Source organism: Pseudomonas paraglycinae, assembly GCF_021601625.1.
Lineage (GTDB): Bacteria > Pseudomonadota > Gammaproteobacteria > Pseudomonadales > Pseudomonadaceae > Aquipseudomonas > Aquipseudomonas paraglycinae.
Map to the genome: position 1 here is coordinate 75927 of NZ_BQHR01000016.1, position 24439 is coordinate 100365.

Annotated in this window: 20 protein-coding genes and 2 tRNA genes; 20 read left to right on the top strand and 2 right to left on the bottom strand. The window is 58.6% G+C overall.

The genetic code is table 11. The annotated features are described in order from the left end of the window. The first annotated feature begins 35 nt into the window (after nucleotides 1-35). Nucleotides 36-440: a ferric iron uptake transcriptional regulator gene (fur, locus tag L6D82_RS22145; protein ID WP_039769149.1), complete on the top strand. Its 405-nt coding sequence runs from the start codon at nucleotides 36-38 to the stop codon at nucleotides 438-440. Nucleotides 441-515: 75 nt separating this feature from the next. Here fur and recN read toward each other — a convergent pair whose 3' ends face one another. Next, nucleotides 516-2189: a DNA repair protein RecN gene (recN, locus tag L6D82_RS22150; protein ID WP_236191655.1), complete on the bottom strand. Its 1674-nt coding sequence runs from the start codon at nucleotides 2187-2189 to the stop codon at nucleotides 516-518. Nucleotides 2190-2429: 240 nt separating this feature from the next. Between recN and grpE the strand changes: the two genes are divergently transcribed. The 8 genes from grpE to L6D82_RS22190 all read left to right on the top strand — a co-directional run bounded on the left by grpE (nucleotide 2430) and on the right by L6D82_RS22190 (nucleotide 12903). Further along, a complete protein-coding gene (gene grpE, locus L6D82_RS22155) occupies nucleotides 2430-2999 on the top strand; it encodes a nucleotide exchange factor GrpE (protein ID WP_236191656.1) in 570 nt (189 codons plus the stop codon). Nucleotides 3000-3101: 102 nt separating this feature from the next. Then, the gene (gene dnaK / locus L6D82_RS22160; protein ID WP_129972373.1) at nucleotides 3102-5018 is read left to right on the top strand and encodes a molecular chaperone DnaK; all 1917 of its coding nucleotides are present in this window, start codon (nucleotides 3102-3104) and stop codon (nucleotides 5016-5018) included. Nucleotides 5019-5315: 297 nt separating this feature from the next. Further along, nucleotides 5316-6440 (top strand): molecular chaperone DnaJ, encoded by a 1125-nt coding sequence (gene dnaJ, locus L6D82_RS22165; RefSeq protein WP_007953765.1) that lies wholly within the window; start codon nucleotides 5316-5318, stop codon nucleotides 6438-6440. Nucleotides 6441-6449: 9 nt separating this feature from the next. After that, complete coding sequence (gene dapB / locus L6D82_RS22170; protein WP_085746881.1) at nucleotides 6450-7256, top strand: 4-hydroxy-tetrahydrodipicolinate reductase; 807 nt, start codon at nucleotides 6450-6452, stop codon at nucleotides 7254-7256. Nucleotides 7257-7512: 256 nt separating this feature from the next. After that, nucleotides 7513-8649, top strand: coding sequence for a glutamine-hydrolyzing carbamoyl-phosphate synthase small subunit (carA, locus tag L6D82_RS22175; protein WP_007953761.1), 1137 nt, complete (start codon nucleotides 7513-7515; stop codon nucleotides 8647-8649). Between the two features lie 126 nt (nucleotides 8650-8775). Continuing rightward, nucleotides 8776-11997, top strand: coding sequence for a carbamoyl-phosphate synthase large subunit (gene carB, locus L6D82_RS22180; RefSeq protein WP_007953758.1), 3222 nt, complete (start codon nucleotides 8776-8778; stop codon nucleotides 11995-11997). Next, nucleotides 11994-12470: a transcription elongation factor GreA gene (gene greA / locus L6D82_RS22185; protein ID WP_007953757.1), complete on the top strand. Its 477-nt coding sequence runs from the start codon at nucleotides 11994-11996 to the stop codon at nucleotides 12468-12470. The genes carB and greA overlap by 4 nt, the downstream gene beginning before the upstream one ends. 28 nt (nucleotides 12471-12498) lie before the next feature. Next, nucleotides 12499-12903, top strand: coding sequence for an MFS transporter (locus tag L6D82_RS22190; RefSeq protein WP_236191658.1), 405 nt, complete (start codon nucleotides 12499-12501; stop codon nucleotides 12901-12903). Between the two features lie 9 nt (nucleotides 12904-12912). On the opposite strand, the gene L6D82_RS22195 is transcribed toward L6D82_RS22190, so the two are convergent. After that, complete coding sequence (locus L6D82_RS22195; protein WP_007953753.1) at nucleotides 12913-13221, bottom strand: YhbY family RNA-binding protein; 309 nt, start codon at nucleotides 13219-13221, stop codon at nucleotides 12913-12915. 101 nt (nucleotides 13222-13322) lie between these two features. On the opposite strand from L6D82_RS22195, the gene rlmE reads away from it, so the two are divergent. The 11 genes from rlmE to infB all read left to right on the top strand — a co-directional run bounded on the left by rlmE (nucleotide 13323) and on the right by infB (nucleotide 24437). After that, complete coding sequence (gene rlmE / locus L6D82_RS22200) at nucleotides 13323-13952, top strand: 23S rRNA (uridine(2552)-2'-O)-methyltransferase RlmE (protein ID WP_007953751.1); 630 nt, start codon at nucleotides 13323-13325, stop codon at nucleotides 13950-13952. A 202-nt stretch (nucleotides 13953-14154) separates the two neighbouring features. Then, entirely contained in the window at nucleotides 14155-16062 is a 1908-nt protein-coding gene (gene ftsH / locus L6D82_RS22205) for an ATP-dependent zinc metalloprotease FtsH (protein ID WP_011332403.1), read from the top strand. A gap of 8 nt (nucleotides 16063-16070) precedes the next feature. After that, the gene (folP, locus tag L6D82_RS22210; protein WP_102717854.1) at nucleotides 16071-16922 is read left to right on the top strand and encodes a dihydropteroate synthase; all 852 of its coding nucleotides are present in this window, start codon (nucleotides 16071-16073) and stop codon (nucleotides 16920-16922) included. A 16-nt stretch (nucleotides 16923-16938) separates the two neighbouring features. Beyond that, nucleotides 16939-18276, top strand: coding sequence for a phosphoglucosamine mutase (gene glmM, locus L6D82_RS22215; protein ID WP_085746884.1), 1338 nt, complete (start codon nucleotides 16939-16941; stop codon nucleotides 18274-18276). 65 nt (nucleotides 18277-18341) lie between these two features. Continuing rightward, a complete protein-coding gene (tpiA, locus tag L6D82_RS22220) occupies nucleotides 18342-19097 on the top strand; it encodes a triose-phosphate isomerase (RefSeq protein ID WP_007953744.1) in 756 nt (251 codons plus the stop codon). Nucleotides 19098-19101: 4 nt separating this feature from the next. Then, nucleotides 19102-19485: a preprotein translocase subunit SecG gene (secG, locus tag L6D82_RS22225; RefSeq protein ID WP_011332406.1), complete on the top strand. Its 384-nt coding sequence runs from the start codon at nucleotides 19102-19104 to the stop codon at nucleotides 19483-19485. Nucleotides 19486-19507: 22 nt separating this feature from the next. After that, a tRNA-Leu gene (locus L6D82_RS22230) sits at nucleotides 19508-19593 on the top strand. Between the two features lie 97 nt (nucleotides 19594-19690). Further along, nucleotides 19691-19767: transfer RNA gene (locus tag L6D82_RS22235), tRNA-Met, on the top strand. A gap of 138 nt (nucleotides 19768-19905) precedes the next feature. Beyond that, entirely contained in the window at nucleotides 19906-20364 is a 459-nt protein-coding gene (gene rimP / locus L6D82_RS22240) for a ribosome maturation factor RimP (RefSeq protein WP_039769696.1), read from the top strand. Between the two features lie 47 nt (nucleotides 20365-20411). After that, nucleotides 20412-21893, top strand: a complete 1482-nt coding sequence (nusA, locus tag L6D82_RS22245) for a transcription termination factor NusA (protein WP_003221546.1) — start codon at nucleotides 20412-20414, stop codon at nucleotides 21891-21893. Between the two features lie 27 nt (nucleotides 21894-21920). Further along, the gene (gene infB, locus L6D82_RS22250; RefSeq protein WP_007953742.1) at nucleotides 21921-24437 is read left to right on the top strand and encodes a translation initiation factor IF-2; all 2517 of its coding nucleotides are present in this window, start codon (nucleotides 21921-21923) and stop codon (nucleotides 24435-24437) included. The last annotated feature ends 2 nt before the right edge of the window (nucleotides 24438-24439 follow it).

The window sequence follows — 24439 nt, forward strand, 5'->3', positions numbered from 1 at the left end:
AGAAGCTGCGAAGCAGCATCGCGAGAAAGCTGACCATGGTTGAAAATAGCGAACTACGCAAAGCCGGCCTCAAAGTGACCCTGCCACGGGTCAAGATCCTGCAAATGCTCGACTCTACAGAGCAGCGTCACATGAGTGCCGAGGACGTCTACAAGGCGTTGATGGAAGCTGGCGAGGATGTCGGTCTGGCCACGGTTTACCGTGTTCTGACCCAGTTCGAAGCGGCTGGCCTCGTGGTCCGTCACAACTTCGACGGCGGCCACGCGGTATTCGAATTGGCCGACGGTGGCCACCACGATCATATGGTTAACGTGGAGTCGGGCGAAGTCATCGAATTCTTCGACGAAGAAATCGAAAAACTTCAGAAGGCGATCGTCGAGAAGCACGGTTACGAGATGGTTGATCACAATCTCGTACTGTACGTACGCAACAAAAAGTAAGCATGTCGCGCGAATTTCAGGTTCGCGAAACGAGCGAAGGCGACCCAAGGGTCGCCTTCGTGCTTTCTGGCGTGCTTAAACCTTTGCGGTAACGACCATCTTTTTCGCGTGCGCCAAAGACTCTTTGGTCAGATCGATGCCGCCAAGCATCCGCGCGACTTCTTCTATACGGTCATTCTTGCTCAGCTTCGAAACGGCTGTGTGAGTCGCCTGCTCGCCGCGCACTTTATGCACGAACAGGTGCTGATGTCCCTGGGCCGCGACTTGCGGCAAGTGTGTGACCGTCAGTACCTGTCCGCGATCCCCGAGGCGGCGCAGCAACTGGCCGACGATTTCGGCCGTCGGACCGCCAATGCCCACGTCCACTTCGTCGAATACCAATGTCGGTACGCGAGAGGTCTGGGCGGTAATCACCTGGATGGCCAGGCTGACCCGTGACAGCTCACCGCCGGACGCCACTTTGGCCAGGGCCTTCAGGGGTTGGCCAGGGTTGGCGCTGACCAGCAGTTCAACCTGCTCCAGGCCATTGGGTTGTAGTTCGCTGCTGTTGTTGGCGCGCAATTCGATGGTGAAGCGACCGCCGGGCATGCCCAGGCGCTGGATCTCCTGCTCCACCGCGCTGGCCAGGCTGCCGGCCGCCTGGTGACGCAGCTTGCTCAGTTCCCGGGCCTTTTCCTGATAGTGTCGGGCATAGGATGCGAGTTCTTCGGCAAGACGCTCGATGGATTCATCGTTGGCGTCGAGGGCTTCGATTTCGTCGAGCAGCTTCTGCTGCATCTCTGCCACCTCCGTCGGCTGAATACGGTGTTTGCGTGCCAGCGTGTAAATGGAGTCCAGACGTTCCTCCAGATATTGCAGGCGCGCTGGATCGGCATCGAAGTTGTCGAGAAAACGATTGAGTTCGCCGACGGCTTCTTCGACCTGGATCTGCGCACTGGTCAGCAGGCTGCTCGCCTCACCCAGCGCGCCGACCGAGTTGTTCACGCTCGACAGGCGATTGAGGCTGGCCGTCAGGGCATTCAGCACGTTGCCGGAATCGCTTTCGCTGCATTGCTCGACCACTTGTCGGCAGATGCCGAGCAGGGTTTCGGCATTGGTCAGGTTCTTGTGTTCCTGCTCCAGTTCTTCCAGCTCGTTTTCGCCTAGGCCGAGGTTTTCCAGTTCTTCGAGCTGGTAGCTGAGCAGCTGATGGCGCGCGCGCTGTTCGTCGCCGGAATTGGAAAGGCGCTCTAGCTCCTGACGGGTCTGGCGCCAGCGCTGGGCGGCCAGGTGAACCTGGCGCGCCAGATCGGTGGCCCCGGCGTATTCGTCGAGCAGGCGCCGGTGGGTGTCGGTCTTGAGCAGGGATTGGTGTTCGTGCTGGCTGTGGATATCGATCAGCAGCTCACCGAGAGCCTTAAGGTCGCCGAGCGGGCAGGGCGTGCCATTTATATAGCCGCGTGAGCGACCTTCGGACGTGATGACCCGGCGCAGGATGCACGGGCCGTCGATTTCCAGGTCGCGTTCCGCGAGCCAGGCGCTGGCCTCGGGAATGTCGGCCAGATCGAAGGTCGCCAGGATATCGGCCTTGTCGGCGCCCGGTCGAACCACGCCGCTGTCGGCGCGATCACCGAGCGTCAGGCCCAGGGCGTCGAGCATGATCGACTTGCCGGCGCCGGTTTCCCCGGTAATCACGCTCATGCCGCGATCGAGTTCGAGATCGAGATGTTCAACGATGGCGTAGTTGTGTACGGACAGGTGCACCAGCATAAAGGCCGCTCCCAGGCTTCAGGTCTGGTTATTTATACAGTGTTTTGTTTCGAGCTGACAATGCCCTCGCCGAGGTCGATGGGGATGATCCGATCAAATGCCTATCGCGCCAGGGAATGGCAATGCAGCACTTTTTTGTAGGGTTAATCGTTGTCAGCCCTTGAAGCCTGATTTTGCGGCCCCATATATCGGGGCAGAAGCGCGAATCGAACTCGCGGACGATATTGAAAGGAGAATTCTATGGCTGACGAACAGACAGTAGATACGCAAAACCCAGAAGCCAATCAGGCGCCCGAGACTTCGGGTGATGACCTGGCGACCCGTGTACAAGTGCTCGAAGAGCAATTGGCCGCCGCGCAGGATCAATCGCTGCGCGTAGCTGCCGATCTGCAGAACGTCCGCCGACGTGCCGAGCAGGATGTCGAAAAGGCGCACAAGTTTGCGCTGGAAAAATTCGCCGGCGATCTGCTGCCGATCGTCGACAGCCTGGAGCGTGGTCTCGAGCTGTCGAGCCCTGATGACGAAAGCATCCGTCCGATGCGCGAAGGCATCGAGCTGACCCTGAAAATGTTTCACGACACCCTCACGCGCTATCAGCTTGTCGCTGTAAGCCCGCAGAAAGGCGAACCGTTCAATGCCGTGGAGCATCAGGCGATGGCCATGCAGGAAAGTGCTGATCTGGAGCCGAACAGCATTCTGAAGGTGTTCCAGAAGGGCTACCAGCTCAACGGTCGCCTGCTGCGTCCGGCGATGGTCGTGGTCAGCAAGGCGCCGGCGCCAGTTTCGCCTTCGATTGACGAGAAGGCTTGAAATTAGCCGCAAGGCCCCCATTTACAAGTCAAGCGTTTAAGTATTACCGCAGTCAGCCACCACTGCTGCGGCAAAAAAATCCAAAGTTTCGGGAGAGTGAACATGGGCAAAATTATAGGTATCGACCTGGGGACTACCAACTCCTGCGTCTCCGTGCTGGAAAATGGCGTAGCCAAAGTTATCGAGAACGCCGAAGGCGCGCGTACCACGCCGTCGATCATCGCTTACGCCAACGATGGTGAAATTCTGGTGGGTCAGTCCGCCAAGCGTCAGGCTGTGACCAACCCGCACAACACACTGTTTGCGGTGAAGCGTCTGATCGGTCGCCGCTTCGAAGAAGAAGTTGTACAGAAAGACATCAAGCTGGTGCCTTACAAGATCGTCAAGGCTAACAATGGTGACGCCTGGGTCGAGGCTTCCGGCAAGCAGATGGCTCCGCCGCAAATCAGCGCCGAAGTCCTGAAAAAGATGAAGAAGACCGCCGAAGACTATCTCGGTGAGGCTGTGACCGAAGCGGTGATCACCGTTCCGGCGTACTTCAACGACAGTCAGCGTCAGGCGACTAAAGATGCTGGTCGCATCGCCGGCCTGGACGTAAAACGTATCATCAACGAACCGACCGCAGCTGCTCTGGCTTACGGCATGGACAAGGCCAAGGGCGATCACACCGTGATCGTTTATGACCTGGGTGGTGGTACCTTCGACGTTTCCGTGATCGAAATCGCTGAAGTTGACGGCGAGCACCAGTTTGAAGTATTGGCCACCAACGGTGACACCTTCCTGGGCGGCGAAGACTTTGACATGCGCCTGATCGACTACCTCGTCGACGAGTTCAAGAAAGAGTCCGGCATGGACCTGAAGAACGATCCTCTGGCCCTGCAGCGTCTGAAGGAAGCCGCTGAGAAAGCCAAGATCGAGCTGTCTTCTTCGCAGTCGACCGACGTCAACCTGCCGTACATCACAGCAGATGCGACTGGTCCTAAGCACCTGAACGTGAAGATCTCTCGTGCCAAGCTCGAGTCGCTGGTCGAAGACCTGGTGAACCGTACCATCGAGCCGTGCCGTATTGCTCTGAAAGACGCCGGTATCGACGCCAGCAAAATTGACGACGTGATTCTGGTTGGTGGTCAGACTCGTATGCCACTGGTGCAGAAGGCAGTTACCGATTTCTTCGGTAAAGAAGCACGTAAAGACGTGAACCCGGACGAAGCCGTTGCCATGGGTGCTGCCATCCAGGGCGCCGTTCTGGCCGGTGACGTGAAAGACGTTCTGTTGCTCGACGTCAGCCCGCTGACCCTGGGTATCGAAACCATGGGTGGCGTGATGACCGCGCTGATCGAGAAAAACACCACGATTCCTACCAAGAAATCGCAAGTGTTCTCGACGGCCGACGACAACCAGGGCGCCGTGACCATTCACGTCCTGCAAGGCGAGCGCAAGCAAGCCGCACAGAACAAGTCCCTGGGCAAGTTCGACCTGGCCGACATTCCACCTGCTCCACGTGGTGTGCCGCAGATCGAAGTGACCTTCGACATCGACGCCAACGGCATCCTGCACGTAGGTGCGAAGGACAAGGCGACTGGCAAAGAGCAGAAGATCACCATCAAGGCCAACTCTGGTCTGTCGGATGAAGAAATCCAGAAGATGGTGCGCGACGCCGAGCTGAACGCCGAGGAAGACCGCAAGTTCGAAGAGCTGGCCGCTGCCCGTAACCAGGGTGATGCACTGGTTCACTCGACTCGCAAGATGATCGCTGACGCTGGCGACAAAGTGACTGCAGAAGAGAAGACTGCAATCGAAGCGGCCGTGGTTGCCCTGGAAGCCGCCGTCAAAGGCGACGACAAGGCTGCCATCGACGCCAAAGTTGAAGAGTTGTCGAAAGTCTCTGCGCCGGTTGCCCAGAAGATGTACGCCGAACAGGCTCAGCCTGCTGAAGGCGCGGCACCGCACGACGAGAAAGCTGAAAAGGCTGACGATGTTGTCGATGCCGAGTTCGAAGAAGTCAAAGACCACAAGTAAGTTGTTGGTCGCCCGGTTGACTGCCTTGCGGCGGTGACTGGTAGGATGTCGCCGCGCGGGAGCTTGCTCCCGCGTTGGCGTATCTGGAATACGCGAATTTTTACAGCATGCGACAAAGCTCGAATGCTGGCGGTATGGCCGGGAATGCTCCTGCTTTTCGCGCCGCAAATACCGCATGAACCAAAGACCAGGATCGTTGAATTGACGTGAGTTGGGTCCGGGCCTGTATTGGGGCTCAACGAGTTTGGCGAAGCTCAGGAGGGGTTTGCCGAACGTCCTCAAGAGTATGAAGAACTTATGGCTAAGCGTGACTATTACGAAGTGTTGGGTGTTGAGCGCGGCTCAAGCGAAGCAGACCTGAAAAAGGCCTATCGCCGTCTGGCGATGAAGCATCACCCGGACCGTAATCCCGATGACAAAGCGTCGGAAGAACTGTTCAAAGAGGCCAACGAAGCCTACGAAGTGCTGTCCGATTCCAGCAAGCGTGCAGCGTACGACCAGTACGGTCATGCCGGCGTCGACCCGAGCATGGGTGGCGGCGGTGCAGGCTTCGGCGGTCAGAACTTCTCCGACATCTTCGGTGATGTCTTTAGTGACTTCTTCGGTGGCGGTCGCGGCGGTTCCCGTGGCGGCGCCCAGCGTGGCAGCGATTTGCGCTACACCCTGGAGCTGAACCTGGAAGAAGCGGTACGCGGTACCACCGTGAATATCCGCGTTCCGACACTGGTCAACTGCAAGCCTTGCGATGGTTCGGGCGCGAAGAAAGGCTCGTCGCCATCGACCTGCCCGACGTGCGGCGGCATCGGTCAGGTGCGTATGCAGCAAGGCTTCTTCTCGGTGCAGCAGACCTGCCCGCGCTGCCATGGCCAGGGCAAGATCATTTCCGATCCATGCGACTCCTGCCACGGTGACGGTCGCGTTGAAGAATACAAAACCCTTTCCGTCAAAGTGCCGGCCGGTGTCGATACCGGCGACCGCATTCGTCTGTCCGGCGAAGGCGAGGCGGGCACTCAGGGTGGGCCGACCGGCGACCTGTACGTGGTGATCAACGTCCGCGAACACGACATCTTCCAGCGTGACGGCAAGCACCTGTTCTGCGAAGTGCCGATCAGCTTCGTCGACGCAGCCCTGGGCGGCGAGCTGGAAATTCCGACCCTCGACGGTCGCGTAAAACTGAAGATTCCGGAAGGGACGCAGACCGGCAAGCAGTTCCGCGTACGCGGCAAGGGCGTTGCGCCGGTGCGTGGTGGTGGTGCAGGCGACCTGATGTGTCGTGTGGCCGTTGAGACCCCGGTCAATCTGAACCGTCGTCAGCGTGAGCTGCTGGAAGAGTTCCGCAGCTCCCTGGCGGACGACAACAGCCATTCCCCGAAAACTACCGGTTGGTTCGACGGTGTGAAGCGCTTCTTCGGCGATCTGTAAGGAGTCGGCATGCGACGTATAGCTGTGATGGGCGCTGCCGGGCGCATGGGCAAGATTCTGGTCGAGGCGGTGCAGCAGCGCGCGCCGCTGACCGGTCTGACAGCCGCGATTGTCCGCCCTGGCAGTACGCTGATCGGTGTGGATGCCGGAGAGCTGGCTTCGCTCGGTCGAATCGGCGTGCCGCTGTCCGGGAATCTGGAATCAGTGGCGGAAGAGTTCGATGTGTTGATCGACTTCACCCTGCCGGAAGTGATGCTGAAAAACCTGGCCTTCTGCCGCAAGGCCGGCAAGGCGATGGTGATCGGCACGACCGGGCTGGATGCTGCGCAGAAGCAATTGCTGGCCGACGCGGGCAAGGATATCCCGATCGTCTTCGCCGCCAACTTCAGTGTCGGCGTCAATCTGTCGCTGAAGCTGCTCGACATGGCGGCACGGGTGTTGGCGGATGATGCGGACATCGAAATCATCGAAGCCCATCACCGGCACAAGATTGATGCGCCGTCGGGTACGGCCCTGCGCATGGGTGAAGTGATCGCCAATGCGCTGGATCGTGATCTGCAGAAAGTCGCGGTCTATGGTCGTGAAGGCCACACCGGTGCTCGTGAGCGCGAAACCATCGGCTTCGCCACTGTTCGCGGTGGTGATGTGGTGGGTGATCACACGGTATTGTTCGCCTGCGAGGGCGAGCGACTGGAGATCACGCACAAGGCTTCGAGTCGCATGACGTTCGCCAAGGGCGCGGTGCGTGCGGCGTTGTGGCTGGATGCTCGTGAGCCTGGTTTGTACGACATGCAGGACGTGCTCGACCTGCATTGAGATGTTCTGAAGCAGGCGCAAACGCCCTGTTTGCGCCGGTTTTACTCCGCCGAGCGACGCCCTGTCGCATTCTCCGGCCTTTCGGCCTCATTGGCGGTAGACCAAAAAACCCTTTTTCTGTAAGCTACAGCTTTAGTGTGTCCACTAAAAGCGCGCAGAATAATTCAGTGAAGAAGCGGGGTGACGTGTCCATACGTCACTCCGCTTTTTTACAACCTGCGATTGCCCTTTCATGCGTTATTTACGGGAGGTCTTCTTGACTAAGCCAGCCATACTCGCCCTTGCTGATGGCAGCATTTTTCGCGGCGAAGCCATTGGAGCCGACGGTCAGACCGTTGGTGAGGTGGTGTTCAACACCGCAATGACCGGCTATCAGGAAATCCTTACCGATCCTTCCTACGCCCAACAGATCGTTACCCTGACTTACCCGCACATCGGCAACACCGGCACCACGCCGGAAGATGCCGAGTCCGATCGCGTCTGGTCCGCTGGCCTGGTCATCCGTGACCTGCCGCTGGTAGCGAGCAACTGGCGTAACACGATGTCCCTGTCCGATTACCTGAAAGCCAACAACGTTGTGGCGATCGCCGGTATCGACACCCGCCGCCTGACCCGCATCCTGCGTGAAAAAGGCGCACAGAACGGCTGCATCATGGCCGGCGACAACATCTCCGAAGAAGCGGCCATCGCCGCGGCGCAAGGCTTCCCGGGCCTGAAGGGCATGGACCTGGCGAAAGTCGTCAGCACCAAGACCCAATACGAATGGCGCTCCACTGTCTGGGATCTGAAAACCGACAGCCACGCGACCATCGAAGCCTCCGAGCTGCCTTACCACGTGGTTGCCTATGACTACGGCGTCAAGGTCAACATCCTGCGCATGCTGGTCGAGCGCGGCTGCCGCGTCACTGTTGTTCCAGCGCAAACTCCGGCTGCCGACGTACTGGCTCTGAAACCGGACGGCGTGTTCCTGTCCAACGGCCCTGGTGATCCGGAGCCTTGCGACTACGCGATCAAGGCGATCAAGGAAGTACTGGAAACCGAAATTCCGGTCTTCGGCATCTGCCTCGGCCACCAGCTGCTGGCTCTGGCCTCCGGTGCCAAGACCCTGAAAATGGGCCACGGCCACCACGGTGCCAACCACCCGGTGCAGGATCTGGACACGGGCGTCGTGATGATCACCAGCCAGAACCACGGCTTCGCGGTTGACGAAGAAACCCTGCCAGCCAACGTCCGCGCGATCCACAAATCGCTGTTCGACGGCACCCTGCAAGGTATCGAGCGCACCGACAAGAGCGCGTTCAGCTTCCAGGGTCACCCTGAAGCGAGCCCGGGCCCGAACGATGTGGCCCCTCTGTTTGACCGCTTCATCAACGAGATGGCCAAGCGACGCTAAGCGCTCGCCTTGAGACTGTAGCGAGAAGCCCCTCGAGGGCGGCCCCGGAACCGGCGGCCCCCTCGGGACTTCAGAAATCGATCAAGACGGCTTGCCGACTGACCTGCGGATTTGAGTGACAAACCCATGCCAAAACGTACAGACATTAAAAGCATCCTGATTCTCGGCGCTGGCCCGATCGTTATCGGCCAGGCCTGCGAATTCGACTACTCCGGCGCCCAGGCCTGTAAAGCCCTGCGCGAAGAGGGTTACCGCGTCATCCTGGTGAACTCCAACCCGGCCACCATCATGACCGACCCGGACATGGCCGACGCGACCTACATCGAGCCGATCAAGTGGCAGACCGTTGCCAAGATCATCGAGAAAGAGCGTCCGGATGCCGTGCTGCCAACCATGGGCGGCCAGACTGCTCTGAACTGCGCTCTGGACCTGGAGCGCGAAGGTGTTCTGGAGAAGTTCGGCGTAGAGATGATCGGTGCCAACGCCGACACCATCGACAAGGCTGAAGACCGTTCGCGTTTCGACAAGGCGATGAAAGCCATCGGCCTGGAATGCCCGCGTTCCGGTATCGCCCACAGCATGGAAGAAGCCAACGCGGTGCTCGAACGCTTGGGCTTCCCGTGCATCATCCGTCCGTCCTTCACCATGGGCGGCACCGGTGGCGGTATCGCTTACAACCGTGAAGAGTTCGAAGAAATCTGCGCCCGTGGTCTGGACCTGTCGCCAACCAAGGAGCTGCTGATCGACGAATCGCTGATCGGCTGGAAAGAGTATGAAATGGAAGTTGTCCGCGACAAAAAGGACAACTGCATCATCGTCTGCTCGATCGAAAACTTCGACCCGATGGGCGTGCACACCGGTGACTCGATCACCGTTGCCCCGGCTCAGACCCTGACTGACAAGGAATACCAGATCCTGCGTAACGCCTCGCTGGCGGTACTGCGCGAGATCGGCGTCGAGACCGGCGGTTCCAACGTTCAGTTCGGTATCTGCCCGGACACCGGCCGTATGGTCGTGATCGAGATGAACCCGCGTGTATCCCGCTCGTCGGCTCTGGCCTCGAAAGCCACCGGTTTCCCGATCGCCAAGATCGCGGCCAAGCTGGCCGTTGGTTACACCCTCGACGAACTGCAGAACGACATCACCGGCGGCCGTACCCCGGCGTCCTTCGAGCCGTCCATCGACTACGTCGTGACCAAGCTGCCGCGCTTCGCCTTCGAGAAGTTCGCCAACGCTGACGCGCGCCTGACCACTCAGATGAAGTCGGTCGGTGAAGTCATGGCCATCGGCCGTACCTTCCAGGAATCCCTGCAGAAAGCCCTGCGCGGTCTGGAAGTGGGCGTTTGCGGTCTGGACGAGAAAGTCGACCTGAGCAACCCGGAAAGCATGAGCGTGCTCAAGCGCGAACTGACCGTGCCGGGCGCCGAGCGTATCTGGTACGTGGCGGACGCCTTCCGCGCCGGCATGACCGTCGAAGAAATCTTCGGCATGAACATGATCGATCCGTGGTTCCTGGTGCAGATCGAAGACCTGATCAAGGACGAAGAGAAGGTCAAGACCCTCGGTCTGTCCGCTATCGACCGCGATCTGATGTACAAGCTCAAGCGCAAAGGTTTCTCCGACCAGCGTCTGGCCAAACTGCTGGGCGTCACCGAGAAGAACCTGCGTACTCACCGCCACAAGCTGGAAGTGTTCCCGGTCTACAAGCGCGTCGACACCTGCGCGGCCGAGTTCGCCACCGACACCGCCTACCTGTACTCGACCTACGAGGAAGAGTGCGAAGCCGCGCCGTCCGGTCGCGACAAGATCATCATCCTCGGCGGTGGCCCGAACCGTATCGGTCAGGGCATCGAGTTCGACTACTGCTGCGTTCACGCGGCACTGGCGCTGCGCGATGACGGTTACGAGACCATCATGGTCAACTGCAACCCGGAAACCGTTTCCACTGACTACGACACTTCCGACCGTCTGTACTTCGAGCCGGTGACCCTGGAAGACGTCCTGGAAATCTGCCGCGTCGAGAAGCCGAAAGGCGTGATCGTCCAGTACGGCGGCCAGACGCCTCTGAAACTGGCTCGCGCCCTGGAAGCGGCCGGCGTGCCGATCATCGGCACCAGCCCTGACGCCATCGACCGTGCCGAAGACCGTGAGCGCTTCCAGCAAATGGTTGAGCGCCTGAACCTGCGTCAGCCGCCAAACGCCACCGTGCGTAGCGAAGACGAAGCTGTTCGCGCTGCCGCGAAGATCGGTTACCCGCTGGTGGTGCGTCCGTCCTACGTACTGGGCGGCCGGGCGATGGAAATCGTTTACAAGGAAGAAGAACTCAAGCGTTACCTGCGTGACGCGGTGCAAGTCTCGAACGACAGCCCGGTGCTGCTCGACCACTTCCTCAACTGCGCCATCGAGATGGACGTGGATGCGGTCTGCGACGGCAAGGATGTAGTGATCGGCGCGATCATGCAGCACATCGAACAGGCAGGCGTTCACTCCGGTGACTCCGCGTGCTCGCTGCCGCCGTACTCGCTGCCGGCGCACATCCAGGATGAGATGCGCGAACAGGTCAAGAAAATGGCCCTGGAGCTGGGCGTGGTCGGCCTGATGAACGTTCAGTTGGCGCTGCAAGGCGAAGACATCTACGTCATCGAAGTCAACCCGCGTGCTTCCCGTACCGTACCGTTCGTGTCGAAGTGCATCGGTGTTTCCCTGGCGATGATCGCGGCCCGCGTGATGGCCGGTAAAACCCTGAAGGAAATCGGCTTCACCAAGGAAATCATCCCGAACTTCTACAGCGTGAAAGAGGCGGTGTTCCCGTTCGCCAAGTTCCCAGGTGTTGACCCGATTCTCGGCCCAGAGATGAAGTCCACCGGTGAAGTGATGGGCGTCGGCGACACCTTCGGCGAAGCCTTTGCCAAAGCCCAGATGGGCGCCAGCGAAGTGCTGCCGACCGGCGGTACCGCATTCATCAGCGTGCGCGACGATGACAAGCCACTGGTTGCAGGCGTGGCCCGTGATCTGATCAACTTGGGCTTCGAAGTCGTCGCCACTGCCGGCACTGCCAAGCTGATCGAAGCCGCAGGTCTGAAAGTGCGTCGCGTGAACAAGGTGACCGAGGGGCGTCCGCACGTGGTCGACATGATCAAGAATGACGAAGTCACCCTGATCATCAACACCACCGAAGGTCGTCAGTCGATCGCCGATTCCTATTCCATTCGCCGTAACGCCTTGCAGCACAAGATTTACTGCACCACCACCATTGCTGCTGGCGAAGCTATCTGCGAAGCGCTGAAGTTCGGTCCCGAGAAGACCGTACGCCGCTTGCAGGATCTACACGCAGGATTGAAGGCATGAATAAATACCCAATGACCGTCCAGGGCTCCAAGGCCCTGGAAGAAGAGCATGCTCACCTGACCAAGGTCGTTCGTCCGAAGCTCAGCCAGGACATCGGTACGGCCCGCGAGTTGGGTGACTTGAAAGAAAACGCTGAATACCATGCCGCGCGCGAACAGCAAGGCATGGTCGAGGCGCGGATCCGTGACATCGAAGGTCGCCTGCAGAACGCGGTGATCATCGATGTGACGACCATTCCGCACACCGGCAAAGTGATTTTCGGCACCACCGTCGAAATCGCCAACGTCGAGACTGATGAAAGCGTCACTTACCAGATCGTGGGTGAGGATGAGGCGGACATCAAACTCGGCAAGATTTCGGTTGGCTCGCCGATCGCTCGCGCCTTGATTGCCAAGGAAGAGGGCGATACGGTCGTCGTGAAAACGCCAGGTGGCGATATCGAGTACGAGATTGTCGAAGTCCGTCACATCTGAGGGTGGGCGCCCGCTGCATGCGGGCGCGATGCTCTGGCAACTGGCCCAGATGTTGTGGGTCGGTGGCCTGTGGTTGGTACATCTCGGTCTGCGGCCGGTGCTGGGTCGGATTGGCCTGGCTCCGCTGCTGATCGACGAAGTTGCAAGTACGTTTGAAGTGGCGGTAGTGGGTTTTGCCGTCGCGTGTGTGATATTTCAGGCTTTGGTGCTGGTACAGGCCGAGGGCCTTGCCAGTCTATGGCGGGATTTTCGCGGGCAGGTGTTGCTGATGGCGTCGTATGCGTGTGCGATGTTTGTCGCAGTGCGTGTCGGCTGGCCGGATGCGCAGCGCTGGCAGGTGTTCAGCTTTCTTGTGTTGGGTTTTTCCGGGTTGGTGCTGGTATTGCAGCCGGTGCCGGGATGGAGTGGCAGGGTGCGCGAAGCACACCCTTGACCCTTGCCATCACTTGAAGCGATGGACGTTCGACAGCTGCTTGTTGACGCTGAAGTTCTTGCGGTAAATCAGTGCCATCTTGCCGATGACTTGCACCAGATCGGCCTTGCCGGTCTTGCACAGCTCTGCAACGGACGCCAGGCGCGCCTCGCGATCGAGGATGTTGAGCTTGATCTTGATCAGCTCGTGATCTGCCAATGCGCGTTCGAGTTCGGCTAGAACACCCTCAGTCAAACCGTTGTCAGCCACAGTCAGAACTGGTTTCAGGTGGTGGCCAATGGATTTGTACTGTTTCTTCTGCTCTGGAGTGAGCGGCATAATCTGACCCTTTCGTCTGGATTCTGTAAAATGGCGGCCATTTTACCCGAGGGCTCGTGGATCCGCCCAATTAATCACGACCCTAATCAACGAGGTGCCCAATGGCGCGTTCCAAGACAAGCCTTGGTTGGCTGAAAAGACATGTCAATGATCCCTATGTGAAGCAAGCGCAGAAGGATGGCTACCGCTCGCGTGCGAGTTACAAGCTTCTGGAGATCCAGGAGAAATACAAACTGATCCGTCCGGGCATGAACGTCGTCGACCTCGGCGCGGCGCCTGGCGGCTGGTCGCAGGTCACCAGCCGGCTGATCGGTGGTCAGGGGCGATTGATCGCCTCGGACATCCTGGAAATGGACAGCATTCCGGACGTGACTTTCATTCAGGGTGACTTCACCGAGGATGCAGTGCTCGCTCAGATCCTTGAGGCTGTGGGTAATTCGCAGGTGGACCTTGTGATTTCCGATATGGCCCCCAATATGAGTGGTACGCCTGAAGTGGATATGCCAAAAGCCATGTTCCTTTGCGAGCTGGCGCTTGATCTGGCGGAGCGGATACTCAAGCCGGGTGGCAATTTTGTGATCAAGATTTTTCAGGGCGAAGGGTTCGATGTTTACCTGAAGGATGCTCGAAAGAAGTTCGACAAGATCCAGATGATCAAGCCGGACTCCTCTCGTGGCAGCTCTCGCGAGCAGTACATGCTGGCTTGGGGCTATCGCGGTCGTAGCGAGTAAAACGAGGTTTTTTGGCGGGGTGATAGGTTTTTCGTATTTCGCCCCGCGCGCATAAGCGAATATTGTGTAGAAAGTGTTTCACAAAGGGTTACAGACGGCGCCTGCCAGAGCTGTAGGTAATGTAGTAAGTTAGGCCGGTGAATATCATGCGAAGCGCGCGCCAGTAGCGGAGCTTGCTTCAGAGGGTAGTTAATTGAACGATATGGCAAAGAATCTGATCCTGTGGTTGATCATCGCGGCTGTCCTGGTGACGGTGATGAACAACTTCTCCAGCCCTAACGAGCCGCAGACCCTCAACTATTCCGACTTCATCCAGCAGGTCAAGGATGGCAAGGTCGAGCGCGTGGCCGTCGACGGCTACGTGATTACCGGCAAACGCAACGATGGCGACAGCTTCAAGACCATTCGTCCGGCAATCCAGGACAATGGCCTGATCGGCGATCTGGTCGACAACCACGTTGTAGTCGAAGGCAAGCAGCCTGAGCAGCAAAGCATCTGGACCCAGCTTCTGGTGGCCAGCTTCCCGATCCTGGTGATCATCGCGGTGTTCATGTTCTTCATGCGCCAGATGCAGGGCGGTGCGGGCGGCAAGGGCGGGCCGATGAGCTTTGGCAAGAGCAAGGCGCGTCTGCTGTCCGAAGATCAGGTGAAAACCACCCTGGCTGACGTTGCCGGTTGCGACGAAGCCAAGGAAGAAGTGGGCGAACTGGTCGAGTTCCTCCGTGATCCGGGCAAGTTCCAGCGCCTGGGCGGCCGCATTCCTCGCGGCGTGCTGATGGTCGGCCCTCCGGGTACCGGTAAAACCTTGCTGGCCAAGGCGATTGCCGGCGAAGCCAAAGTGCCGTTCTTCACCATTTCCGGTTCCGACTTCGTCGAAATGTTCGTAGGTGTCGGTGCCAGCCGCGTTCGTGACATGTTCGAACAGGCCAAGAAACACGCTCCGTGCATTATATTCATCGACGAGATCGACGCCGTTGGTCGCCATCGTGGTGCGGGCATGGGTGGCGGTCACGACGAGCGCGAACAGACGCTCAACCAGTTGCTGGTCGAGATGGACGGTTTCGAAATGAATGACGGCATCATCGTCATCGCTGCGACCAACCGTCCTGACGTGCTGGACCCTGCGTTGCTGCGACCTGGTCGTTTCGACCGTCAGGTGGTGGTTGGTTTGCCGGACATCCGTGGTCGCGAGCAGATCCTCAAGGTTCACATGCGTAAAGTGCCAATGGGTGACGACGTTGCTCCGGCCGTTATCGCACGTGGTACTCCGGGGTTCTCCGGTGCCGATCTGGCGAACCTGGTCAACGAGGCTTCGCTGTTCGCCGCCCGTGCCGGCAAGCGCATCGTCGAAATGAAAGAGTTCGAACTGGCCAAAGACAAGATCATGATGGGCGCCGAGCGCAAATCCATGGTCATGTCCGAGAAGGAAAAGCAGAACACCGCTTATCACGAAGCAGGCCACGCCATTGTTGGTCGCGTCGTGCCCGAGCATGATCCGGTCTACAAAGTGTCGATCATCCCGCGCGGTCGTGCGCTGGGTGTGACCATGTTCCTGCCGGAAGAGGATCGCTACAGCCTGTCCAAGCGTGCGCTGATCAGTCAGATCTGCTCGCTGTACGGCGGCCGTATTGCTGAAGAGATGACTTTGGGCTTCGACGGTGTCACCACAGGTGCTTCCAACGACATCATGCGCGCGAGTCAGATTGCGCGGAACATGGTGACCAAGTGGGGCCTGTCGGAAAAACTCGGTCCGTTGATGTACGCGGAAGAAGAAGGTGAAGTATTCCTCGGTCGCGGTGGTGGCGGTCAGAATGCGAGCTTCTCCGGTGAGACAGCGAAGCTGATCGACTCCGAAGTGCGCAGCATCATCGATCAGTGCTACGGCACCGCCAAGCAGATCCTTACGGACAATCGCGACAAGCTCGATGCCATGGCGGATGCCCTGATGAAGTACGAGACGATCGATGCCGAACAGATCGACGACATCATGGCCGGTCGTACACCTCGCGAGCCTCGCGACTGGTCGGGCGGTACCGGTACTGGTACGCCTCCTGTCATTCAGGGCGAGCGTCCGGAAACACCGATTGGCGGTCCGGCTGCCGACGTTTAAGGTTTGAAATGACTTCTGTACAGTCCCTGACCCGGTTGCCTTGCGGCAACCGGGTTCTTGATTTGGCCCGGACGCATGTCATGGGCATTCTCAATGTCACTCCCGATTCATTTTCCGACGGTGGCCGATACAGCCAGCTTGATGCGGCCTTGCGTCATGCCGAAGCCATGGTTGCGGCGGGTGCAACGCTGATCGATGTGGGTGGGGAGTCAACCCGGCCCGGCGCGCGGGCGGTTTCTCCATTGGAGGAGCTGGAACGTGTCGCTCCTGTCGTTGAGCTGATCAACCGCGAGCTGGATGTGGTCATATCGGTCGATACGTCCACTCCGGCGGTCATGCGCGAAACAGCGCGGTTGGGTGCCGGTTTGATCAACGACGTTCGTTCGCTACGGCGGGATGGTGCGTTGGATGCTGCTGCTGCCACCGGGTTGCCTGTATGTCTCATGCATATGCTCGGCGAGCCTGGCGACATGCAGGATGATCCGCGTTATCAGGATGTCACCCGGGAAGTGGGCGAATTTCTCGCCGAGCGCATGGCTCAGTGTGAGATGGCAGGTATTCCGGCCGAGCGGATCATTCTTGATCCGGGCTTCGGCTTCGCCAAAACCCTGCAGCACAATCTAAGCTTGTTCAAGCATATGGAAGCCCTGCATGCGCTGGGGCGGCCACTGTTGGTGGGCGTTTCGCGCAAAAGCATGATCGGTCACGCATTGAATCGCCCGGTGGGCGAGCGTCTATACGGTGGTTTGGCACTGGCTGCACTGGCGTCGGTGAAGGGTGCGCGTATATTGCGCGTCCATGATGTGGCGGAAACGGTGGACGTGGTGCGAATGCTCGCAGCCGTGGAATCAGCCGAATAAGAATGATGGAGCACTTATGAGCAAGAAATATTTTGGTACTGACGGCATTCGTGGTCGTGTCGGGGAATATCCGATTACTCCTGACTTCATGCTCAAGCTCGGCTGGGCTGCCGGCATGGCCTTTCGCAAGATGGGCGCCTGCAAGGTGCTGGTCGGCAAGGACACGCGGATTTCCGGCTACATGTTCGAGTCGGCCCTTGAGGCCGGCCTGACTTCCGCAGGTGCTGATGTGATGCTGCTCGGTCCGATGCCGACTCCGGCCATCGCCTATTTGTCGCGTACATTCCAGGCCGAGGCCGGAATCGTGATCAGCGCATCGCACAATCCGCATGACGACAACGGCATCAAGTTTTTCTCCGGCAGAGGTACCAAGCTGCCAGATGAGCTGGAGCTGATGATCGAAGAGCTGCTTGACACGCCGATGACGGTCGTTGAGTCGAGCAAGATCGGCAAGGTTTCGCGAATCAATGATGCGTCCGGTCGCTATATCGAGTTCTGCAAGAGCTCTGTACCGACGGGTACCAGTTTTTCTGGCCTGAAAATTGTCATCGACTGCGCACACGGAGCAACCTACAAGGTCGCACCGAGCGTTTTCCGTGAGCTGGGTGCCGAAGTCGTGGTGCTGTCCGCGCAGCCCAATGGTCTGAATATCAACGACAACTGTGGCTCCACTCACATGGGGCAGTTGCAGGCGGCGGTGCTGTCGGAGCACGCTGACCTCGGGATCGCATTCGACGGCGATGGCGACCGGGTGTTGATGGTTGATCACACGGGTGCGATTGTTGATGGCGATGAGCTGATCTTCATTATTGCGCGCGATCTGCATGAGCGAGGCAAGTTGCAGGGTGGTGTGGTCGGTACGCTGATGAGCAATCTGGGTCTGGAGCTGGCTCTGGCGGATCTGGGTATTCCTTTTGTGCGTGCAAATGTCGGCGACCGCTATGTGATTGCCGAATTGCTGGAGCGTGATTGGCTGGTCGGGGGCGAGAACTCCGGACATGTCGTCTGCTTCAATCACACGACGACTGGCGATGCGATCATCGCGGCGTTGCAGGTGTTGATGGCGTTGAAAGCCCGTAACGAAGGTTTGGCGCAAACGCGCCAGGCCCTGCGCAAGTGTCCTCAGGTGCTGATCAATGTACGTTTCGGCGGTGGCGACAGCCCGCTTGATCATCCGGCTGTCAAGGAAGCCAGCAAGCGTGTGACCGAGGCGATGGCGGGTCGTGGCCGTGTGCTTTTGCGCAAGTCCGGGACAGAGCCTCTGGTGCGTGTGATGGTCGAAGGTGAGGACGAAACCCAGGTTCGTGGCTATGCCGAAGAACTGGCAAAACTGGTAACTGAAGTTTCTGCCTGATTCGGCTTGCCAGCCATGATTGTGTTGGGTAACATCTGCGCCCACTTTGACCGACGAGGTACAGCATGCGTCGCCCTATGGTAGCTGGTAACTGGAAGATGCACGGTACCCGCGCCAGCGTCGCTGAGCTGATCAACGGCCTTCGTCATCTGGCCTTGCCAAGCGGTGTTGATGTCGCGGTATTCCCGCCTTGCTTGTATATCAATCAAGTGATTGATGGCTTGAAAGGCAAATCGATTTCGGTCGGTGCGCAGAACTCTGCGGTGGAATCCATGCAAGGTGCGTTGACGGGCGAGATTGCGCCGAGTCAGTTGGTGGATGCAGGTTGTTCCCTGGTGCTTGTCGGGCACTCCGAACGCCGTCAGATCATGGGCGAGCGAGACGGAATGCTGAATCGCAAGTTCGCAGCGGCACAGGCATGTGGCTTGATTCCGGTGTTGTGCGTAGGGGAGACCCTGGAGCAGCGTGAAGCCGGAAAAACTCTTGAGGTTGTCGGGCGTCAGCTGGGCAGTATCATCGAGGAGCTGGGTGTCGGTGCTTTTGCCAACGCAGTGATCGCTTACGAGCCGGTCTGGGCGATTGGTACTGGACTGACTGCAACGCCGCAACAGGCTCAGGATGTGCATAAAGCCATTCGCGAGCAGTTGGCGGCAGAGAATTCTGAAGTGGCACGAGGTGTGCGGCTTCTATACGGCGGCAGCGTGAAGGCGGCCAATGCGGTCGAACTGTTCGGCATGCCGGATATCGATGGGGGGCTCATTGGTGGAGCTTCCCTGAATGCAGATGAGTTCGGTGCGATTTGTCGCGCCGCGGGAAACTGAAAAAATGCTGGAAACAGTCGTAGTCGTTTTTCATCTGCTGGGTGCATTGGGCGTAGTTGCTCTGGTTTTGCTGCAGCAGGGTAAAGGTGCGGATGCTGGCGCGTCTTTCGGAGCAGGTGCTTCAAATACTGTGTTCGGAAGCCAAGGTTCCTCTACCTTTCTTAGTAAGTTTACTGCTATACTTGCCGCCGGTTTCTTCATAACCAGCTTGGGGTTAGGATACTTTGCTAAAGAGAAGGCTCATCAGCTGACTCAAGCAGGTTTGCCAAACCCGGCAGTGTTGGAAGTTCCAAAGCAACAACCGGCTTCTGATGATGTCCCGGTGCTTCAAGAGCAAAAGTCGGCTACTCCAGCGACTGACGTACCTCCAGCTCAAGAGCAGAAGTAAGAAAAGTTTCAAACGTAGTATTGCCGAGGTGGTGGAATTGGTAGACACGCAACCTTGAGGTGGTTGTGCCCATAGGGTGTAGGGGTTCGAGTCCCCTTCTCGGTACCAATTAGTCAGGAGAGCCCGCTGTTGCGGGCTTTCTTGCAGGTGGAAGGTTACATTGACCCTATAAGGGATCGGTCGTATACTTCCGCCCCAGCTTTGTCGCGGGGTGGAGCAGTCTGGTAGCTCGTCGGGCTCATAACCCGAAGGTCGTCGGTTCAAATCCGGCCCCCGCAACCAGTTTAAGGAGCCCCTTTTAAGGGGCTTTTTGTTAGCTGGACACTTTCGACGCCGCTGTTCGACGGCGTTTCAAGGATGGGCGTTTCGCCCATTTTTTTATTTTGCATAGCATGCACATACATGCACGAGGGGGTTCAGGTGTCGAGCAAGCTAGAAGAGTTGCAGGCCTTGCTGGCCCCGGTGGTCGTGGCCCTAGGCTATGAATGCTGGGGTATTGAGTTTTCGGCTCAAGGTCGCCACTCAATGTTGCGCGTTTATATCGATAAGGAAGGCGGCGTACTGGTGGACGATTGCGCCATCGTCAGCCGTCAGATCAGCGGTGTGCTGGATGTTGAAGATCCGATCTCCGTTGAATACACCCTTGAAGTTTCCTCGCCAGGCATGGAACGCCCACTGTTCACTCTTGAGCAGTTTGCCAAATATGTCGGTGAACAAGTGAAGATCAAGCTGCGCTCGCCTTTCGAAGGTCGACGCAACTTTCAGGGCCTTCTGCGCGGTGTAGAAGAGCAGGACGTCGTGGTGCAGGTAGATGACCATGAGTTCCTGTTGCCGATCGATATGATCGACAAGGCCAACATTATTCCCAGTTTTGACTGAGACGCGGATCCCGCGGATCCAATGGCTTGCGAAAGGCGAGGCGTACGATGAGCAAAGAAGTACTGCTGGTTGTTGAGTCGGTATCCAATGAAAAGGGTGTACCGGCAAGCGTAATTTTTGAAGCGCTGGAGCTGGCTCTAGCCACTGCTACCAAAAAGCGTTTTGAAGACGAAGTTGATCTGCGTGTGGAAATCAACCGCCACACCGGTTCTTACGAAACTTTCCGTCGCTGGACGGTCGTCGAAGAGAATGATCTCGATGATCCGGCCATCGAAACCTGGCCGAGCAAGGTTGCTGAAACGCACCCTGGCGCCAAGGTTGGCGACGTCGTTGAAGAAAAGATCGAGTCCATCGAGTTCGGCCGCATCGCTGCGCAGACCGCCAAGCAGGTCATCGTGCAGAAAGTGCGCGAAGCCGAGCGCGCTCAAGTGGTTGACGCTTATCGCGAGCGCCTGGGAGAAATCATCTCCGGCACCGTGAAGAAAGTGACCCGCGACAACGTGATCGTCGACCTGGGTAATAACGCTGAAGCGTTGCTGGCCCGTGAAGACATCATCTCTCGCGAAACCTTCCGTGTTGGCGTGCGTCTGCGTGCGCTGCTCAAGGAAATCCGCACCGAGAACCGCGGCCCTCAGCTGATCCTGTCGCGTACCGCGCCGGAAATGCTGATCGAGCTGTTCCGTATCGAAGTGCCGGAAATCGCTGAAGGCCTGATCGAAGTCATGGCCGCATCCCGTGATCCGGGTTCGCGTGCCAAGATCGCTGTCCGCTCCAAGGACAAACGCATCGACCCGCAAGGCGCGTGCATCGGTATGCGCGGTTCGCGCGTCCAGGCCGTGTCGGGCGAGTTGGGTGGCGAGCGTGTCGATATCGTCCTGTGGGACGACAACCCGGCTCAGTTCGTGATCAATGCCATGTCGCCGGCAGAAGTGGCGGCCATCATCGTTGACGAAGATGCCCATGCCATGGACATCGCCGTTGGCGCAGACAATCTGGCTCAGGCCATCGGTCGTGGTGGTCAGAACGTGCGTCTGGCGAGCCAGCTGACTGGCTGGACCCTGAACGTGATGACCGAATCGGACATCCAGGCTAAGCAACAAGCGGAAACCGGCGACATCCTGCGCAACTTCATCGACGAGCTGGAAGTCGACGAAGAGCTGGCTCAGGTGCTGGTAGACGAAGGCTTCACCAGCCTGGAAGAGATTGCCTACGTACCGTTGGAAGAAATGCTCAACATCGACGGCTTTGACGAAGACATCGTCAACGAGCTTCGCGCTCGTGCCAAGGATCGCTTGTTGACCAAAGCCATCGCTACTGAGGAAAAGCTGGCAGACGCCCATCCGGCCGAAGACCTGCTCTCGCTTGAGGGTATGGACAAGGATTTGGCGATGGAACTGGCGGTGCGCGGCGTAATTACCCGCGAAGACCTGGCCGAGCAGTCTATTGACGACCTGCTCGACATCGACGGCATTGACGATGATCGTGCCGGCAAGTTGATCATGGCCGCCCGAGCCCACTGGTTCGAGTAATTAGGCGCGGCCTGAGGAGAGAAGTGCATGACGCAAGTCACGGTGAAACAACTGGCCGATGAGGTCAAAACACCGGTAGAGCGCCTGTTGCAGCAGATGCGTGAGGCAGGTCTGCCGCACACCGCCGCCGAAGAAAATGTGACTGACAGTGAGAAGCAATCCCTGCTGACCCACTTGAAAAGCAGCCACAAGGCGAAAGTGGAAGAACCACGCAAGATCACGCTGCAGCGTAAAACCACCAGCACCCTGCGTGTGGCTGGCAGCAAAAGCATCAGCGTTGAAGTCCGCAAGAAGAAAGTTTTCGTACAGCGTAGCCCGGAAGAAATCGAAGCCGAGCGCAAGCGTGAACTGGATGAACGTCGCGCAGTAGAAAATGCTGCCCGTCAGAAGGCTGAAGAAGAAGCCCGCGTTCGCGCCGAAGAAGAAGCGCGTCGCCAGCCTGCTGCGCCGTCCGCTCCTGCCGAAGCCGTCGCTGCACCTGCGCCAGTGGCCGAACCAGTGCGCGAAGCCGCGCCGGTTGTGGCTGCTGCCCCAGCTGCCGACACTCGCAAGCGTGACGAACAGCGCCGTCCGGACAAACCACGTGCCGACGACAACAACCGTCGTGGCGGTGGTGATGGCGAGCGCAAAAACGCTCCGCATCGCGCATCGGTCAAGGAAAAGGCTCCGGCTCCACGTGTGGCGCCACGTACTACCGATGAAGAAAGCGATGGCTTCCGTCGCGGCGGTCGCGGCAAGGCCAAGCTGAAGAAACGCAACGCCCACGGTTTCCAGAGCCCTACCGGTCCTGTCGTGCGTGAAGTGAAGATCGGCGAAACCATCACTGTTGGCGATCTCGCTCAGCAGATGTCGGTTAAAGCTGCCGAAATCATCAAGTTCATGTTCAAACTGGGTACTCCAGCGACCATCAACCAGGTGCTTGATCAGGAAACTGCTCAACTGGTAGCCGAAGAACTGGGCCACAAAGTGACCCTGGTCAGCGACACCGCTCTGGAAGATTCCCTGGCCGAGTCCCTGAAGTTCGAAGGTGAAGCAGTTCCTCGTGCGCCGGTTGTGACCGTAATGGGTCACGTTGACCACGGTAAGACCTCGCTGCTCGACTACATCCGTCGTGCCAAGGTAGCTGCTGGCGAAGCCGGCGGTATCACCCAGCACATCGGTGCATACCACGTTGAAACCGAACGCGGCATGGTCACCTTCCTCGACACCCCTGGTCACGCCGCGTTTACCGCCATGCGTGCCCGTGGTGCCAAGGCGACGGACATCGTGATCCTGGTGGTTGCGGCGGACGACGGCGTGATGCCACAAACCATCGAAGCTGTTCAGCACGCTGTTGCTGCTGGCGTTCCGCTGGTAGTTGCGGTGAACAAGATCGACAAGCCGGGTGCAGATCTCGATCGCATCCGTAGCGAACTGTCGGCCCACGGCGTGACCTCCGAAGACTGGGGTGGCGACACTCCATTCGTTCCGGTTTCCGCGAAGATGGGTACCGGCGTCGACGAACTGCTTGAAGCTGTATTGCTGCAAGCCGAAGTTCTCGAACTGACTGCCACTCCATCGGCTCCTGGCCGTGGTGTCGTGGTTGAATCGCGTCTCGACAAGGGCCGTGGCCCGGTGGCGACTGTTCTGGTTCAGGACGGTACGCTGCGTCAAGGCGACATGGTGCTGGTCGGCTCGAACTATGGCCGCGTGCGCGCCATGCTCGACGAGAACGGCAAGCCGATCAAGGAAGCGGGCCCGGCCATTCCGGTCGAGATCCTCGGCCTGGACGGTACGCCTGACGCTGGCGACGAGATGAGCGTGGTTGCCGACGAGAAGAAAGCCCGTGAAGTGGCTCTGTTCCGTCAAGGCAAGTTCCGCGAAGTCAAACTGGCTCGCGCTCACGCCGGCAAGCTGGAAAACATCTTCGAAAGCATGGGTCAGGAAGAGAAGAAGACGCTCAACATCGTCCTCAAATCCGACGTCCGTGGTTCGCTGGAAGCCTTGCAGGGCGCTCTGAACGGCCTGGGCAACGACGAAGTGCAAGTGCGCGTGGTCGGTGGCGGCGTCGGTGGTATCACCGAATCCGATGCCAACCTGGCACTGGCTTCCAACGCTGTACTGTTCGGCTTCAACGTGCGTGCCGATGCCGGCGCACGGAAGATCGTCGAGCAGGAAGGTCTGGACATGCGTTACTACAACGTGATCTACGACATCATCGAAGACGTCAAGAAAGCCCTGACCGGCATGCTTGGCAGCGACGTTCGCGAGAACATCCTCGGTGTGGCCGAAGTCCGTGACGTGTTCCGTTCGCCTAAGTTCGGCGCCATCGCCGGCTGCATGGTGATCGAGGGTACTGTTCACCGTAACCGTCCGATCCGTGTACTGCGTGAAGACATCGTTATCTTCGAAGGCGAGCTGGAATCCCTGCGCCGCTTCAAGGATGACGCTTCCGAAGTACGTGCCGGCATGGAGTGCGGTATCGGCGTGAAGAGCTACAACGACGTCAAAGTCGGCGACAAGATCGAAGTCTTCGAGAAGGTTCAGGTTGCTCGCAGCCTCTGACT

Excerpts from the sequence above, each read along its gene's own strand:
- nusA (WP_003221546.1), top strand. The coding sequence starts at position 20,412 with ATGAGCAAAGAAGTACTGCTGGTTGTTGAGTCGGTATCCAATGAAAAG.
- grpE (WP_236191656.1), top strand. The coding sequence starts at position 2,430 with ATGGCTGACGAACAGACAGTAGATACGCAAAACCCAGAAGCCAATCAG.
- rlmE (WP_007953751.1), top strand. The coding sequence starts at position 13,323 with ATGGCGCGTTCCAAGACAAGCCTTGGTTGGCTGAAAAGACATGTCAAT.
- secG (WP_011332406.1), top strand. The coding sequence starts at position 19,102 with ATGCTGGAAACAGTCGTAGTCGTTTTTCATCTGCTGGGTGCATTGGGC.
- fur (WP_039769149.1), top strand. The coding sequence starts at position 36 with ATGGTTGAAAATAGCGAACTACGCAAAGCCGGCCTCAAAGTGACCCTG.
- dnaK (WP_129972373.1), top strand. The coding sequence starts at position 3,102 with ATGGGCAAAATTATAGGTATCGACCTGGGGACTACCAACTCCTGCGTC.
- folP (WP_102717854.1), top strand. The coding sequence starts at position 16,071 with ATGACTTCTGTACAGTCCCTGACCCGGTTGCCTTGCGGCAACCGGGTT.
- greA (WP_007953757.1), top strand. The coding sequence starts at position 11,994 with ATGAATAAATACCCAATGACCGTCCAGGGCTCCAAGGCCCTGGAAGAA.
- ftsH (WP_011332403.1), top strand. The coding sequence starts at position 14,155 with ATGGCAAAGAATCTGATCCTGTGGTTGATCATCGCGGCTGTCCTGGTG.
- L6D82_RS22190 (WP_236191658.1), top strand. The coding sequence starts at position 12,499 with ATGCTCTGGCAACTGGCCCAGATGTTGTGGGTCGGTGGCCTGTGGTTG.
- dapB (WP_085746881.1), top strand. The coding sequence starts at position 6,450 with ATGCGACGTATAGCTGTGATGGGCGCTGCCGGGCGCATGGGCAAGATT.
- recN (WP_236191655.1), bottom strand. The coding sequence starts at position 2,189 with ATGCTGGTGCACCTGTCCGTACACAACTACGCCATCGTTGAACATCTC.
- glmM (WP_085746884.1), top strand. The coding sequence starts at position 16,939 with ATGAGCAAGAAATATTTTGGTACTGACGGCATTCGTGGTCGTGTCGGG.
- infB (WP_007953742.1), top strand. The coding sequence starts at position 21,921 with ATGACGCAAGTCACGGTGAAACAACTGGCCGATGAGGTCAAAACACCG.
- dnaJ (WP_007953765.1), top strand. The coding sequence starts at position 5,316 with ATGGCTAAGCGTGACTATTACGAAGTGTTGGGTGTTGAGCGCGGCTCA.
- tpiA (WP_007953744.1), top strand. The coding sequence starts at position 18,342 with ATGCGTCGCCCTATGGTAGCTGGTAACTGGAAGATGCACGGTACCCGC.
- L6D82_RS22195 (WP_007953753.1), bottom strand. The coding sequence starts at position 13,221 with ATGCCGCTCACTCCAGAGCAGAAGAAACAGTACAAATCCATTGGCCAC.
- carB (WP_007953758.1), top strand. The coding sequence starts at position 8,776 with ATGCCAAAACGTACAGACATTAAAAGCATCCTGATTCTCGGCGCTGGC.